Raw genomic sequence first — 14,379 nt, forward strand, 5'->3', positions numbered from 1 at the left:
CGACAGGCCCTCGGTGGGCTCGTCGCACAGCAGCAAACGGGCGCCCGTCCGCAGCACCCGCGCCAGCGCGAGCATCTGCTGCTCCCCGCCCGACAGCTTCGTCCCGGGAAATCTGCGCCGCTCACGCAGCTTCGGGAACGTCTCGTACACCCGCTCCAGCGGCCACGGGTCGGAACCCATCGCCGGCGGCAGCGTGAGGTTCTCCTCCACCGAGAGGGTCGCGAAGACGCCCCGGTCGTCCGGGACGAAGCCCAGGCCGCGGCGGGCCCTGCGGTGGGGCGCGAGACCGGTGACGTCCTCGCCGGACAGCGAGACCGTGCCCGCCGTCCTGCCGTACGAGCCGTGCAGTCCCATCAGGCAGCGCAGCAGCGTGGTCTTGCCCGCGCCGTTGCGGCCGACCAGCGTGACGATCTCGCCCTCGTCGACCCGCATCGACACCTCGCGCAGGGCCTGCGCCTCGCCGTACCAGGCCGACAGCCGGTCAACGCGCAGCATGGGCGTCTCCGAGGTAGGCGGTGATGACGCGCGGATCGTGGCGGATCTCGGCGTAGGGTCCCTCGACCAGCACCGTGCCGTGCTGCAGGACGGTCACCCGGTCGGCGAGGCTGGCGACGACGCTCATGTTGTGCTCGACCAGGACCACCGTGCGGCCCGCACGGATCTTGCGGATGAGCTCGATGGTGCGCTCCACGTCCTCCACCCCCATTCCGGCGGTCGGCTCGTCGAGCAGGAGGACCTTGGGGTCGAGGGCCAGGGCGAGCGCCAGCTCCAGCGCGCGTTTGCGTCCGTACGCCAGCGATCCCGCCGGCACGTCGCCGTGGCGGGCCAGCCCGACCTGGTCGAGCAGCTCCCCGGCGCGTCCGGCGAAGCGGTCCAGCGCCCGGTCCGAGCGCCAGAACCGCCAGCCCAGACCGGTGCGGCTCGCCAGCGCCAGTTCCACGTGCCGGCGCGGGGTCAGCTCGGCGAACAGGCTGGTGATCTGGAAGGAGCGCGCCACGCCCAGCCGCGTGATCGCCTCGGGGCTGCGTCCGGCCAGTTCCCGGCGGGCCTCCAGCAGCACGCTGCCCGCGGTCGGCTTCAGGAAGCCGGTGAGCAGGTTGAACAGGGTGGTCTTGCCCGCGCCGTTGGGGCCGACCAGGGCGTGCACGTCACCGTCGGCCACGTCGAGGTCGACGCCGTCCACGGCCCGGAAGCCGCGGAACTCCCTGACCAGGCCCCGCGCCTTCAGTACGGGGACGGCCCCGCCCGGGGCCGCCTCACCGGAGCCGGGATCGCGCCCGTGCCCGCTCCCCTCGGGTCCTCCTCCCATGCGTCCTCCTCGCTTCATCGCCGGCCCGGGCCGCACCCGGGGCGCCGTGACGGTGAACGCTAGGCGGCGGCCGGGTGAGGCGGCGAGGTGACCGGGACACACATTCGGAGAGCACCCTGTGAACGAATTCCACACCGCACGGCGGTCAGCGCGAGGGACATACGCCCTGATGGGACGTGGAGGGGGCCGATCGGGACGTCCGCCCCGCAGTTCATGGACGCGGCCGCCACAGGTCGCCGGTCAAGAGTGGCGCCCGCCGACGTCGCCGCGTCCGCCGCCGGTCGAACAGCATGGCGTCCACCGCGGGCTCGGCCGAAGAGCTCCGCGTCCCACCCCCGGAGCCGCACATGCACATGCTTCGCAGATCACCCGTCCTCGCGGCCCTGCTGGCGCCGCTCCTGGCCGGCCCCCTGGTGACGGCCGTCCCGCCCGCTCAGGCGGACGCCCGCTGCCACGGCATGGACCGCGTCCACGTCCCCGGAGCGCAGCGGCAGGTCGCCGCCTGCCTGGAGGATCTGACCACCGCGGGCACGATCGCCTCGGGCCACACCGTCCCCGCCCAGTGGTCGGGGATGCAGTCGGCGGCCACCCGCAACCCCAGCGGGGTCCCGGGCATCCAGATCGACGGCTACTTCCGCGACGACTCCGCGTTCAACACCACCCACGGCTGGAACCACGACTCCCAGTTCGTGATCCGGCTTCCGGAGCACTGGAACGGCGGCCTCGTGGTCTCCGGCGCTCCGGGCAACCGCCTCCAGTACTCCAACGACGTGGTCATCTCCGACTGGGTGCTCGCGAAGGGGTACGCGTTCGCGTCGACCGACAAGGGCAACAACGGCACGGAGTTCTACAAGGACGGCAGGCGGCCCGGCGACGCCGTCGGGGAGTGGTACCACCGGATGGCGCAGCTCACCGTCGCCGCCAAGGCGACCGTGGCCCGCCACTACCGCGAGCGGCCCCGCAGGACGTACGCGATGGGCGTCTCCAACGGCGGGCAGCTGGTGCGCTGGGTGCTGGAGAACCGCCCCTGGCTGTACGACGGCGGCGTCGAGGCCGAGGGCACGTACTGGCCGAGCGACAACGGGCCCAACGCGCTCGTCCACCTGCCGGTGGCGCTGCGCAACTACCCCGAGTACGCGGCGACCGGCGACCCCGCGGCGCACGCCGCGATGATCGAGGCAGGCTACGCACCGGGTTCGGAGTTCCTGTGGGACTTCAACTACCACTACATCTGGGACAGCACGCAGCGCCGGTACCGCGAGGAGGTCGACCCCTCCTACGACGGCGATCTGGAGGCGGGGATCCCGTTCTGCGAAAGCGGCACGCCCGACTGCGACACCGACTACCGCTACTACACCCGTCCCAAGAGCGTGCACCAGGCGGTGAAGCGGAACTCGCTCGACGGCCGCATCGGCAAGCCGATGATCTCCGTGCACGGGACGCTGGACTCCCTGCTGCCGATCAAGATCCACGGCGACGCGTACTACTCGGAGATCCGTTCCCGGCGGAGGGGCCACCTGCACCGCTACTACCGGATCGAGGGCGCGTCCCACCTGGACATCGAGTACGACATGTTCCCGGACCGGATGCGCCCGCTGCTCCCCTGCATGCGGACGGCGTTCGAGGCCCTCGAACGCTGGACGGCCCCGCGCGGCGGCCAGGCGCCCCCGCCCAGCGGCACCGTCCCCCGGCAGACCACCGGCGACGTGGCCAACACCTGCTCCATCGGCTGACCCGGACCGAGGAGGGACACGGGATCAGCCCAGCCAGCGGCCTTCGCGCATCAGCTCGCGGCCGGCCAGCTCGTTCACCTCGCGCCAGGCCTGGACGCGGCGCGGGGTGATGCGGAACCAGTGGTAAGGCGTGGTCGACTCACGCGGGTCGACCACCCAGACGTCGAGATCGGCGGAAGCCGAGTGGGCGCCGTCGCCTCAGTGGCGTTCGCGCAGTAGACGCTTGTGCAGCTTTCCCGTGGCCTGGCGGGGGAGCTCCGCCTCGAAGGCGATCGAGCGCGGGCATTTGAAGCGCGCGAGATGCTCGCGGCAGAACGCGATGAGTTCCGCCGCGAGATCCTCGTCCGGTTCGATCTCGTCGACCGGCTGGACGATCGCCTTGACGACCTCGCCGAGTTCGTCGTCCGGGACGCCGATGACCGCCGCGTCGAGCACCTTCGGGTGGGTGATGAGCAGGTCCTCGGTCTCCTGCGGATAGATGTTCACGCCGCCGGAGATGATCATGTTGATCTTGCGGTCGGTGAGGTAGAGGTACCCTTCGCCGTCGATGTAGCCGACATCCCCCACGGTGCTCGCCGTCCCGGCCGGGTCACGGGACTCGGCGGTCTTCTCCGGGTCCTTGAAGTACTCGAAATTGGTCGCCCCGCGGAAGTAGACGAGACCGGGGCGGTTGGGCGGGCACTCGTTTCCGTCGTCATCGACGATCAGCAGTTCACCGAGGACCGCTTTGCCCACGGTGCCCTTGTGGTCCTGCCATTCGTACGAGTCGCAGATCGTGAAGCCGTGGCCTTCGGTCGCCGAGTAGTACTCGTGGAAGATCGGCCCCCACCAGTCGATCATCTGTTCTTTGACCGGGACGGGGCAGGCGGCGGCGCCGTGGGTCACCGATTCCAGCGAGGACACGTCCGCCGTTTCCCGGAGGTCGGCCGGCAGTTTGAGGAGCCGCGAGAACATCGTGGGAACAGCCTGGGTGTGGGTCACTCTGTGGTGGGCGATGAGGCGCAGGTATTCGCGCGCGTCGAAGCGTTCCATGACGACGGAGGTGCCCCCGATGCGCAGCGTGCCCGCGATGCTGACCTGTGGCGCGGAATGGTAGAGAGGGGCGGGCGACAGGTAGACCATTCCCGGCCGCTGGCGGAAAAGGCGCGCGGCGAATTCCATGACCGGTACGGGTTCGGCGGGGTGGACGTCGGGCAGCGGACGCAGCACGCCCTTCGGGCGGCCGGTGGTGCCGGACGAGTAGAGCAGCGCCACCCCGAGTCGCTCGTCGGCGATCGCCGTGTCGTCCATTCCGGCGAGCGCGTCCTCCAGCCGTTCGAAGGGCGCCGGCGGATCCTGGGCCCCGGCCACCAGCCAGCGGGCGACCCGGGGACAGCGGGCGACCAGGTCCGCGGCGACGTCGAGCTTGGCCGCCGTGGTGATCACGACGGCCGCCTCGCAGTCGTCGACGATGTAGGCGGCCTCCGGGGCCGTCAGGTGGGAGTTGACGAGCGTGTAGTACAGGCCGCTGCGCTCGGCGCCGGCCTCGCACTCAAGAAGCCACGGGGTGTTCTCCATGAAGAAGGCGACATGGTCGAGCCGGGCCAGCCCGGTCGATCGGAACAGGTGCGCGATGCGGTTGGCGAGGGCCTCGAACCGGGCGAAGGTGACGACCTCGCCGCTGCCGGCCATGATGATCGCCGGCTTGTCCGGGTGATTGATCGCGTGCTGGGCGGCGTACATGTCTCTCCTCGTGTGGGCACGTCATCGGTCGGTCTGGTCGGCAGGGCCGTCCGGCACGGCGTTCTCGCCGAGGTAGCCGACTTCGAGCAGCCGGCGGTCGGAGGCGAACTCGCCGGCGTCGCCCTCGGCCACCAGGGCGCCGCGGGCGAGGACGTAGGCGCGGTCGGCGACCTCGAGTGCGAGGTGGACGTGCTGCTCGACCAGCAGCACGCCGCAGCCGGTGTCCTCGGCGACGCGGCGCAGGACGGGCAGCAGGCGCTCCACGATGATCGGCGCGAGGCCGAGGCTGAGTTCGTCGACCATCAGCAGCCGGGGCCCGGAGGCGATCGCGCGGCCGAGGGTGAGCATCTGCTGCTCCCCGCCGGACAGCAGCCCCGCACGCCGGTCGAGCAGCGGGCCGAGCGCGGGGAAGTAGCCGAGAACGCGTGAGACGTCCGGCGCGCCGCGCCGGGCGCCGAGCCGCAGGTTCTCGGCGGCCGTCAGGGAGGCGAACAGCGACCGGTCCTCCGGCACATGGGCCAGGCCCCGGCGGGCGAGCCGGTGCGGCTTCACCCCCGTGGCCTCCGCGCCGAGCATGCGCACCTCACCGCCGATCACCGGGAGCAGGCCGGCCACGGTGAGGAGCGTGGTCGTCTTCCCCGCCCCGTTCGGGCCGAGCAGCGCGACCACCTCCCCCGCCGCGACGTGCAGGCTGAGCCCGCGGACGACCGCCAGTCCCCGGTAGCCCGCCCGCAGGTCCTTCACATCGAGGGCGTTCACGCGCCGTCCCCTCCGAGGTAGGCCGCGATGACGGCGCGGTCGGCCCGGACGTCGGCCGGTGCGCCGGCGGTGATGACGCGCCCGAACTCCAGGACGTAGACGAGATCGCAGATGCTGAACACCAGGCCCATGTCGTGGTCCACCAGGAGCATCGACGTACCGGCGTCGACGACGCGCCGCAGGTGCCGGCCGAGCGCGGCCGACTCGTCGGTGTCGAGGCCCGCCGCGGGCTCGTCCAGGCACACGAGCCGCGGTCGTGCCGCGAGCGCCCGGGCCACGCCCACGAGCTTGCGCTGCCCCTGCGTCAGTTCGTCGGGCATCCGGCCGGCGAGGTCGCCGAGTTCCAGCAGGGCGAGCGCCTCCGCGACACCGGGTGCGGGCGCGGTCCGGCGTGGGCGGAGGAGATCGTGGAGCATTCCCCAGGGGCCCTGCCGGTCGGCGGCGACCTGGAGGTTCTCCGTGACGGTGAGGTCGCCGAAGAGCTCCAGCGACTGCCAGGTACGTCCCAGGCCGGCCCGTGCCCGGCGATGTGCGGGCAGGCCGCCGATCTGCCGTCCGGCGAACGTGACGCGCCCGCCGGCCGGGACGAGGCCGGTGAGCGCGTCGATGAGCGTCGTCTTGCCCGCGCCGTTGGGGCCGATCAGGCCGACGAGGGCTCCCTCGTCCACCGTGAGGTCGACGTCGGTGAGCGCCTGGACGCCGCCGAACCGCACGCCCAGTCCGCGGGCTTCGAGGAGGGCCGTCATGGTGCCACCGCCTTGCGCCGGGTGAGCCGCCGGCGGGTCTCGCGCAGCGCGCCCGCCATGCCTTCCGGGTTCATGACGGCGGTCGCCACCAACCCGATGCCGGTGACGAGCAGCGTCCAGCGATCCCCGACGTGGACCCACTGTTTGAGTGCCGTGAAGCCCACGCCGCCCGCGACGAGGAAGCCGCCGAGGCCGGCGCCGGACAGACTCGTGATCCCGCCGAGGTAGGCGTAGGCGAGGAATGTCAGCGACGCGACGCCGCCGAAGAACTCGGGCGACACCGAACCGAAGCGGTAGCCGGAGAGCGCGCCGCCGAGGCCGGCGATGAACGCCGCCAGGCCGAAGGCGAGCAACTTCGTCCCCGCCACGCTCACCCCCGCGGCCGCGGCGGCGCGCTCGTTGGAGCGGACGGCCAGCATGCGGCGGCCGGTCGCCGAGCGATGCAGATTCGCGACGCCGGCCGCGGCGGCCATCACGACCGCCAGGCAGAAGATCCCGAACCACGGGCTGGGGAGCTTGCCGTCGCCGAGCACCGACGATGGATCGCGGGGACCGAAGCTCACGCCGAGCAGAGCGGGGGACGGCACCTGTGCGCCCTCCAGACCCCCCGACCACGCGGGGTTGCCGAAGACCAGCTTCTCGACCGCGACCCCGCCGGCGAGCGTGAGGATCGCCAGGTTGACGCCGCGCACCCGCAGCGCGGGCACCGCCATGGCCAGTCCGAACACGGTCGCGACCAGCGCCCCGGCGAGCGGCGCCAGCGGGAACGGGACGCCCGCGCCGGACGCGAGCTTGGCGAGCACGAAGCCGGAGACGCCGGCGAGCGTCATCTGCGCGAGCGAAATCTGCCCCACGTAGCCGGTGAGGACCACGAGCGACAGGCAGATGAGCGCCCCGATCAACGTGTTGGTGATCGCCAGCCGCCACACCGGGCCGAGCGTCAGCAGCCCGGCGGCGCAGCCGCCGGCGACCACCACGGCCCCGGCGCCGAGGCGCCTCGGGCGGGGAATCTCGGGCAGTTTCACCGGAGAGACGGTGCCGCGGGTGGGAAGCGTCTGGCCGCGGACGACCAGTGCGATGACGATGACGACGAAAGGCACCGTTTCGCGTACTCCGGGCAGTGGCCCGGATCCGGCCTGGGGAAACCACGGCTCCAGGCTGAGGACCTGGATGAGGCTCTGCGTCATCGCGATGCCCAGCCCGGCGGCGGTCGCCACGCCGAACGAGGTCAGCCCGCCCAGCAGCGCCGCCCCCAGGGCCGGGACGACGAGCAGTGTGATGGTCACCGGGTCGAGGGAGCCGTTGACCGTCGCCACGAGTATGCCCAGGAAGCCCGCGAGGACGGCCGACAGGATCCAGTTGGCCCCCGCCAGGAAGTCCGGGGAGAAGCCCAGCAGCGTCGCGGCGCGCTCGTTCTCCGCCGCGGCCCGCGTGGCGAGACCGAAGCGGGTGAACCGGAACACCGCCCACAGCGCGATCGTGAGCACCACGACGATCCCGGCGAGCAGCAGCTGATCGCCCGGCACGATGATGTCGTCCGAAAGCCGGACCGGTGTCTTGGAGAGGATCGGCTGAAGCGAACGCGGCGTGCTCCCATAGCGCAGCAGGGCGATCGCCTGCAGCACGATCAGGACGCCGACCGACGCGACGACCTTGCTCAGCGGCGGCGCCGAGCGCAGCGGACGGAAGACGAGCACGTGGCACAGCGCGCCGAGCAGTGCCGAGGCGATCAGGGCGACGACCATCGCCGGCAGGACTCCCAGCGGACCGCCGAGCGACAGATCGGTGGGAAAGAGGGTGCCGCTGCGCCGCAGGTCGTCATAGACGTAGGCGGCCTCCATCGCCATCGCGCCGGCGGCGAAGTTGACCGTGCCCGATCCGCGGAACGTCAGCACGATGGTCAGCGCGATCGCCGAGATCAGGCAGCCGGTGCCGGTGCCGAGGAGCAGGGCCGTGGCCTCGTCCGGAAGGACCCGGGCGAGGACCACGGCGCCGCCCGCCAGTGCGGCGAGGCCGATGGCCGCTGTCGGAATGCGCATGGTGTCTAGCCGCCGAGCGCCTGGGCGATCGAGATGGCGTTGTCGCGCAGTGGCGTCGCGACCTGGATCCAGCGCCCGTCCTTGTACTGCTCGACGCCGATCTGGCTCCCGCACAGCGCCGCGAAGACGGGGCTGTAGCCGCACTCGATGGGACCGGCGACCATCATCATCGGACCCTCGAAGGACTCGATCGCCTTCGCCATCGCCTCGGAGGTCAGACGGTCCGGACCGATCTCGTTGACGAACTTCATCGCGGTCATGAGGTTCGCGAACGTGTAGCCCGCGAAACCCGTGTACTCGGCGTTCTTCGGGGCGTACTGCTTGACCTTGGCGACATAGGTGGCCATTCCCGACGCCTCGTCAGGAGTGAAGTAGCTGTACCCGAAATTGGTGAAGTACCAGCCGTCGGGAACCTGGTCCTCGGACCCGACATCGCGCATGTGCTTGGTCATCGGTGTGCCGAAGCACAGGCCCGTCGCCACGACCCGCGGTGTGATGCCCAGGGACTGCAGGGCATCGTAGGTGGCCATGCAACCGGGCACGGTGAGGAAGGACAGAAGCGTGTCGGCCTGGCGTCCGCCCGCCGCCTGGATCGCCGCCGCGACATCGGGGCCGGTGGCGGTGTCGGCGACCCCCACGAGCTTGACGTCCGTGACGCCGAGCTTCTGGAGCTGCGGTTTGAGGAACTGTTCGGCGGACGCCTTGCCGGCCGGGTTGTCGGCGTAGAGGACGGCGACGCGGCGGACGTCCGGCAGCTGCTCGGCGACGAACTGCGCCATTCCCGCGATCGTCCCCGGCCCGCCCGGCGTGTAGGAGTAGGCGCCCTTGGCGGTGAGATCGTCGCTCGTGGAGGGGCTCGCCTCCATGATGGGCTTCCGGCCTCCGAGAACCGAATAGATCGCCTTGTTCCCCACGGTGAGCACGCCCTCGATGACGAATTTGACCTCGGGGTCGTTCGCCATCTGCGTCCCGCATTTCTGCCCGTCCTCCTCGCTCTGGACGACGCATTTCTCCAGGACGACGGGATGCCCCTTGGCCCCGCCCAGTTCCCGGTTGATGTACGCGACCGCGGCGTCGATGCCGGTCGACGCCTCGGGGAAGGCGGGTGCGCCGCCCTCCTGGTTGATGTAGCCGACTTTGATCGGGGATTTCTTGGTGTCCGCCGGACCTGCCGTGCCGCCGGTGTACCGCAGCGCCCAGTCGTTACTGACCTTCGGCACCACGGCCGAACCGGCGGACGCCTTCCCGTCCGAATCGCCCGTGCCGCTGCCGCATCCGGCGAGCAGCACCAACGCCGCCGCCGAGGCGATCGTCATAGATCGGAATGCCATTGCCCTTCCCCATTCCCATTTCGGTTGGAGCCGTTGTCGGTCCTGGGCTCGACGAGGATCACTTCAAGCCGGTCGTCCGCGGCGTTCCGGGTCTGCAATGTCTCGCCCTCGAGCCAGCCGGCCACGCCCGCCGGAGCGCTGCGCTCGTCGGTGCGTCCGTCCGCGAACCGCAGGCTCACCGCGACGTCGCTCAGCGTCACCAGGACACGTGGCGGATGGGCGACCATGACGCCTTCTTCGCCCGGATCGAAATGCAGGCGCACGACTCTGACCCGCTCGTTCTCGAACTCGACGAGATAGCGGCCGGGATCGGCGCGCACCGCGTCGCGGTCACCGAGCGGTTCCGTCTCCGGCGGGGCCTTCAACTGGATTCGTATCTCGGGTGTGCTCGCGTCGCCCGGAGGAAGGGCCGCGGGCTCGTAGCGGATACCACCGGTGCCGAGGTCCACGACGACCGCGGGACCATCGGTCGCACCGTCCTGGTACACGATGCGCACATGGTCGTTCTCATAGCCGCGCGCGGCGGCGAAGGCGTTCCTCAGCGCGGCGGCGCATTCTTCGATCGCCTCTCGGCCGGCGTCCAGTACGGCGGCCATGCTCAGGAACGCGTGGATCGTGGATTCGTAACGGTGCAGGACGACGGGCACTCCGGCTTCCCGGAGGCGCTGCGCGTAGGCTTCGCCGTCGTCGCGCATGATGTCGAAGCCCGCCGTGATGACGAGTGCGGGCGGCAATCCCGCCAGATCGGCGACGATCGGTGAGACCCGCGGGTCTCGCGCGTCATCCGGGTCGGGCAGGTACTGCTCGTACAGCCAGTCGTACTCGTCGCGTCCGAACATGTAGCCGGTCGCGAACCGAGACATCGAGCGGCTGTGTCCCAGTGTCCCCACCGCCGGATAGACGAGCAGTTGAAAGACCAGGTGCGGTCCTCCGTTCGCACGGGCCGTCTGAGCGACGACCGCCGCGAGATTTCCGCCCGAAGAGTCCCCGCCCACTGCGGCGCGTGCGGGATCGGCGCCGATCATCGCGGCGTTCTCCACCGCCCATTTCAGCGCCGCGTAAGAATCGTCCGCGGCCGCCGGGAAGGGGTGCTCGGGCGCGAGCCGGTAACCGACCGACACCACCACCGCACCCGCCCGGTGCGCGAGCATCCGGCAGATCGCGTCGTAGGAGTCGATGCTCCCCGCGACCATGCCGCCACCGTGGAAGTAGACGAGCAGCGGGAGCGGATCCCAGGTCGCTCCCCGGGGCCTGTAGATGCGGACGGGGACGGGACCGTCCGGCCCGGGCACATCGAGATCGCGGGATTCCGCGATGGACGGATCGGAGGGCAGGCCGACGGAGGCGTAGAACGCCGCGTGCGCCGAGCGCATTTCTTCCGGCTCCATCGCTTTGAGGTCCGGAAACGGGGTCTCGGCCAGTTTCTCGAGCAGAAGCCGGGTCTGGTCGTCGAGGGTGCTCATTCCTGCTCTCCCAGGGATTCGAGGATTCCGGCGACGGCGGCGGGCATCAGATGGACGGCGTCATGCCGGGAGGCCAGCTCGAAATAGCGCCAGTCAGCGGAATCGCGGGCCATCGCCGCATAGCCGTCGAAAAGCCCGAGCGGGTGTTCGTTGCACCGGATGAAGATCTGCTCGGCCGTGAGCTCGCCGTCGGCGCGGACCGGTTCATGGAGCGTCGCCGCCGGGTGCGGGCACATCCGCGCGGCGAAGGCCGCCCCGAGCTCTCCCGTCCAGCCGAGCGAGTCCTCGACCGTGAACAGCGGCGGGATCAGGTGCGGTGTGCCGGCCTGCGCGGCGGCGGCCTCCGCCATGCGGACGAAGTCCTCGCCGAGGATCGTCGCGGCCGATTCGCCGTGCCGGGGCACGAATGCGTCCAGGTAGACGAGCTTTCCGATCCGGGACGGCCGGGCATTGGCCGCGCCCGTGATGACCATGCCGCCATAGGAGTGCCCGACGAGCAGCACGTCCTTCAGGTCGTTGTCGTCGATGACCGAGACGACGTCACGGACGTGGACCGAAAGGTCGGTGTCGGCCGCGGCCTCGTGCCCGCGCTCGGCGAGCCCGGTCAGCGTTGGGACGAAGACGCGAAGGCCCACCGAGCGCAGCCGGGCCGCCACTTCCTCCCAGTGCCATCCGCCATGCCAGCTGCCGTGAACGAGCACGCAGGGACGCTCCGCCATCTGTTCTCCTTCGACCTCGGACTCGGACTCGACCCTCTCTGGAACAGTGTTCAAGAGAGGTGGGGCCCGAACGTACTGGTACGCTGTTCCAGTGTCAAGAGACGAGCGGCGGGAAGCCGCCGGGCCCGCCAAGCGCAAGCGCACGCCGCTGACACTCGCGGAGGTCGTCGCGGCCGGCAGCCGGCTGCTGGACGAGGAAGGAGTCGGCGGCCTCTCGATGCGCGCCGTGGCGCGGCGGCTCGGCGTCGGCCACGGGAGCCTCTACTGGCAGGTACGCGACAAGGACGAGCTACTGCGCCTCATCCTCGACGACACCCTCCGGGATATCGACGTGCCGGCCGAAGGCCCCTGGGACGAGCGGCTCACGCGGCTGCTCGTCGCGGCACGCCTGGCGCTGCGTGCGCGGCCCGAACTCATCCCCGTCCTGTGGAAGGCGGGCTGGGATCTCGGCGGCGAGACACTGCGGGTCGCGGACCTGTTCCTCGAACTCATCGCCGAGAGCGGACTGCCCGAAGACGAGGTGTCCCACGCGTACTGGACCGCACTCGTCTTCGTCCTGGGCTTCGTGATGGCCGAGACGTCGGCCTCAACGACACGGCGCTACGCCGAACGGCCTGACGACGCCGCCGAACGGTACCCCCACCTGGTGCGCTTCGCTCCCGGCACCGAACCCGAGCTCATGGACACGCGCTTCCACTTCGGCCTCGAAGAGCTCATCACCAGCATGAGGGCCCGCGCCGCCCACCAAGATCAGCACACTGATCAGAACCACTGATCCGGGACGACGAAGAGCCTTCGCCACCCACCAGGACCCACCACGCCGGCCGGGCGCGCGTCGCCGGGACCGCTGGTCGCCGTGACCGGCTTCGGCCTTCATCGGCCCCCGGTGCGGTGGCCGGCGGCACTCGGCTTCACGGTGTTCCGCCCGTCGGCATGTCCGGCCAGGTGAGCGGCGGTTCCGTCAGATAGCGCCTAAGGCCTTCGGCAGTTGCCGCTGTGTGGAACGGCGGTTCTATTAGCGAAACAATCTCCTCGGGTGGTCTTGACATCGGTTGTGCCGCGGAGTTCGCTGTTGGCACTTGCGGAACTGCGTTCCTGCATGTGGAACATTCATCGGGCGCTGGTCCGTAAGGCGGGCTGGTGGTGCGGTGCCGGCTGCCCGCGGCGTCCCGGCACTGGCGGGACGTCCGACAGGAAGGAGCGGCACTCCTTATGGCTGCACCCCCCAGACTCAGGGCGCTCGCGGTGGCGGTCGCCGTCGCGGGCGCGTCCCTGGTCCCCGCGATGGCGGGGCAGGCGGCGTTCGCGGGAACCGCGCAGGTCGGCTACGACTGCACGGTCCTCGGCAACGCCTTCTCCTACCCCGCGACCGTCACCGTGACCGCGCCGGCGACCGCGACCACCGGCGACGACGTCACGGTCGAGGTCGATCTGAGTGACATGCCCAGCAAGTCGCCGCTGCCGGTGCTGTCCTGGACGACCAGCGGGACGATGGCGCTCTCGGGTGCGGTGACCGGCGAGTTCGCGTTCAGCACCCCGACCCAGACGGGGAACGTCCCCGCGAACGTCCCCATCCCGATCAACAAGCTCACCGGCAAGTTCAACGCGTCCGCGGCGGGAGACATCGCCATCGTGCCCAAGACGGTCACGATGGACATCGACGCCTCCGGCGTGGCGGCCACGATCGCGTGCCAGGTGTCCGCCGGCGCGCCCGCCCTCGCCACGGTGAAGGTGGGCAACGCGGGGCCGTCCCTGACCATCGAGCCCGCGACCGTCCACCAGGGCGGATCCATCACGGTGGGCGGCGCCCGGTGGGAGAGCGGGCCGGTGGAACTGGCGCTGTGCGATGAGAACGGCGCCGCCTGCGCGGCCGGTGGCCTGACCGGCGTGTCCGCTTCGGCGGACGCGTCGGGAAAGCTGACCGGAACGGCCAAGGTCGCGGAGGACGCCGCTCCGGGCACGCGCACCATCGTGGCCAGGCAGGGCTCGGTGGAGAAGTCCGTCGGGCTGACCGTCACCGAGAAGGTCCCGCCGCCCACCGGCGCGTGCGCCGACAAGCCCGTCGGGCAGTGCGGTGAGCAGCGGCTCAACCTTTCGGTGGCGGCCGGGAAGCTGACGATGTCGCAGCAGCCCGGCGAGGTCGACCTCGGCGCCGTCACGCTCGACGGCACGGCGAAGACCGCGACCGGCGACATCAAGCGGGTCGAGGTCATCGACGCCCGCGGCGGCGCCACCGGGTGGTCGCTGACGGCGACCATGACGGACTTCGCGTCCGCCGGGGGCCCGAAGATCCCGGCGGGCAACCTGTCGTGGACGCCCGGCTGCACGTCCGGTCCCGGGGCGACTCCGGTCACGGCCGGCAGCCCCGGTCCGCTGAGCAGCACCACGGCGGCGACCCTGTGCAGCGGCCCGAACGGTGAAGGCGGCGCGGTCGTCGGCGGCACCTACACCGCCGACGCCGGGCTGGAACTCGATGTCCCCGCGGTGACGGGGGCCGGCCAGTACCAGGCGGTCCTCACCATCGTCCTGTCCTGACCGGCCCCGGCCGGGTCACGGCG

13 protein-coding genes are annotated in these 14,379 nt (G+C 71.0%); 3 read left to right on the forward strand and 10 right to left on the reverse strand.

Going from position 1 to position 14,379, the window contains the following annotated elements; translation table 11 throughout:
• Positions 1-495, reverse strand: a 495-nt coding sequence (locus AB0C35_RS40180) for an ATP-binding cassette domain-containing protein (protein WP_358467831.1), incomplete at its 3' end; no start/stop codon positions are given.
• Positions 482-1,309: an ABC transporter ATP-binding protein gene (locus AB0C35_RS40185; protein WP_358467834.1), complete on the reverse strand. Its 828-nt coding sequence runs from the start codon at positions 1,307-1,309 to the stop codon at positions 482-484. The genes AB0C35_RS40185 and AB0C35_RS40180, both read right to left, overlap by 14 nt.
• 290 nt (positions 1,310-1,599) lie before the next feature.
• Here AB0C35_RS40185 and AB0C35_RS40190 point away from each other — a divergent pair, with 290 nt between their 5' ends.
• Positions 1,600-3,042, forward strand: a complete 1,443-nt coding sequence (locus tag AB0C35_RS40190) for a tannase/feruloyl esterase family alpha/beta hydrolase (RefSeq protein WP_358467836.1) — start codon at positions 1,600-1,602, stop codon at positions 3,040-3,042.
• Between the two features lie 24 nt (positions 3,043-3,066).
• On the opposite strand, the gene AB0C35_RS40195 is transcribed toward AB0C35_RS40190, so the two are convergent.
• From AB0C35_RS40195 to AB0C35_RS40230, 8 genes are read right to left on the reverse strand one after another with little or no spacing between them, the layout of a single operon-like run.
• Complete coding sequence (locus tag AB0C35_RS40195; RefSeq protein ID WP_358467839.1) at positions 3,067-3,198, reverse strand: hypothetical protein; 132 nt, start codon at positions 3,196-3,198, stop codon at positions 3,067-3,069.
• 42 nt (positions 3,199-3,240) lie between these two features.
• Positions 3,241-4,764, reverse strand: a complete 1,524-nt coding sequence (locus AB0C35_RS40200) for an AMP-binding protein (RefSeq protein ID WP_358467842.1) — start codon at positions 4,762-4,764, stop codon at positions 3,241-3,243.
• A 21-nt stretch (positions 4,765-4,785) separates the two neighbouring features.
• Positions 4,786-5,523 (reverse strand): ABC transporter ATP-binding protein, encoded by a 738-nt coding sequence (locus AB0C35_RS40205; RefSeq protein ID WP_358467845.1) that lies wholly within the window; start codon positions 5,521-5,523, stop codon positions 4,786-4,788.
• Positions 5,520-6,269, reverse strand: a complete 750-nt coding sequence (locus AB0C35_RS40210; protein WP_358467848.1) for an ABC transporter ATP-binding protein — start codon at positions 6,267-6,269, stop codon at positions 5,520-5,522. Before AB0C35_RS40210 ends, AB0C35_RS40205 begins: the two co-directional genes overlap by 4 nt.
• The gene (locus AB0C35_RS40215) at positions 6,266-8,308 is read right to left on the reverse strand and encodes an ABC transporter permease (protein WP_358467851.1); all 2,043 of its coding nucleotides are present in this window, start codon (positions 8,306-8,308) and stop codon (positions 6,266-6,268) included. Before AB0C35_RS40215 ends, AB0C35_RS40210 begins: the two co-directional genes overlap by 4 nt.
• A 5-nt stretch (positions 8,309-8,313) precedes the next feature.
• Positions 8,314-9,639, reverse strand: coding sequence for an ABC transporter substrate-binding protein (locus tag AB0C35_RS40220; RefSeq protein WP_358467854.1), 1,326 nt, complete (start codon positions 9,637-9,639; stop codon positions 8,314-8,316).
• On the reverse strand, positions 9,621-11,102 hold the full coding sequence (locus AB0C35_RS40225; RefSeq protein WP_358467857.1) for an alpha/beta hydrolase: 1,482 nt from the start codon (positions 11,100-11,102) through the stop codon (positions 9,621-9,623). The genes AB0C35_RS40220 and AB0C35_RS40225 overlap by 19 nt, the downstream gene beginning before the upstream one ends.
• Positions 11,099-11,821: an alpha/beta hydrolase gene (locus tag AB0C35_RS40230; RefSeq protein WP_358467860.1), complete on the reverse strand. Its 723-nt coding sequence runs from the start codon at positions 11,819-11,821 to the stop codon at positions 11,099-11,101. The genes AB0C35_RS40225 and AB0C35_RS40230 overlap by 4 nt, the downstream gene beginning before the upstream one ends.
• A gap of 91 nt (positions 11,822-11,912) precedes the next feature.
• Here AB0C35_RS40230 and AB0C35_RS40235 point away from each other — a divergent pair, with 91 nt between their 5' ends.
• Together AB0C35_RS40235 and AB0C35_RS40240 are read left to right on the forward strand one after the other, a co-directional pair.
• A complete protein-coding gene (locus tag AB0C35_RS40235) occupies positions 11,913-12,596 on the forward strand; it encodes a TetR/AcrR family transcriptional regulator (RefSeq protein ID WP_358467862.1) in 684 nt (227 codons plus the stop codon).
• Positions 12,597-13,033: 437 nt separating this feature from the next.
• Positions 13,034-14,356, forward strand: a complete 1,323-nt coding sequence (locus AB0C35_RS40240) for a WxL domain-containing protein (RefSeq protein WP_358467865.1) — start codon at positions 13,034-13,036, stop codon at positions 14,354-14,356.
• Positions 14,357-14,379: the final 23 nt, after the last annotated feature.

It is taken from the genome of Spirillospora sp. NPDC048819, from assembly GCF_040650055.1.
In the GTDB taxonomy this organism is placed as follows: domain Bacteria; phylum Actinomycetota; class Actinomycetes; order Streptosporangiales; family Streptosporangiaceae; genus Spirillospora.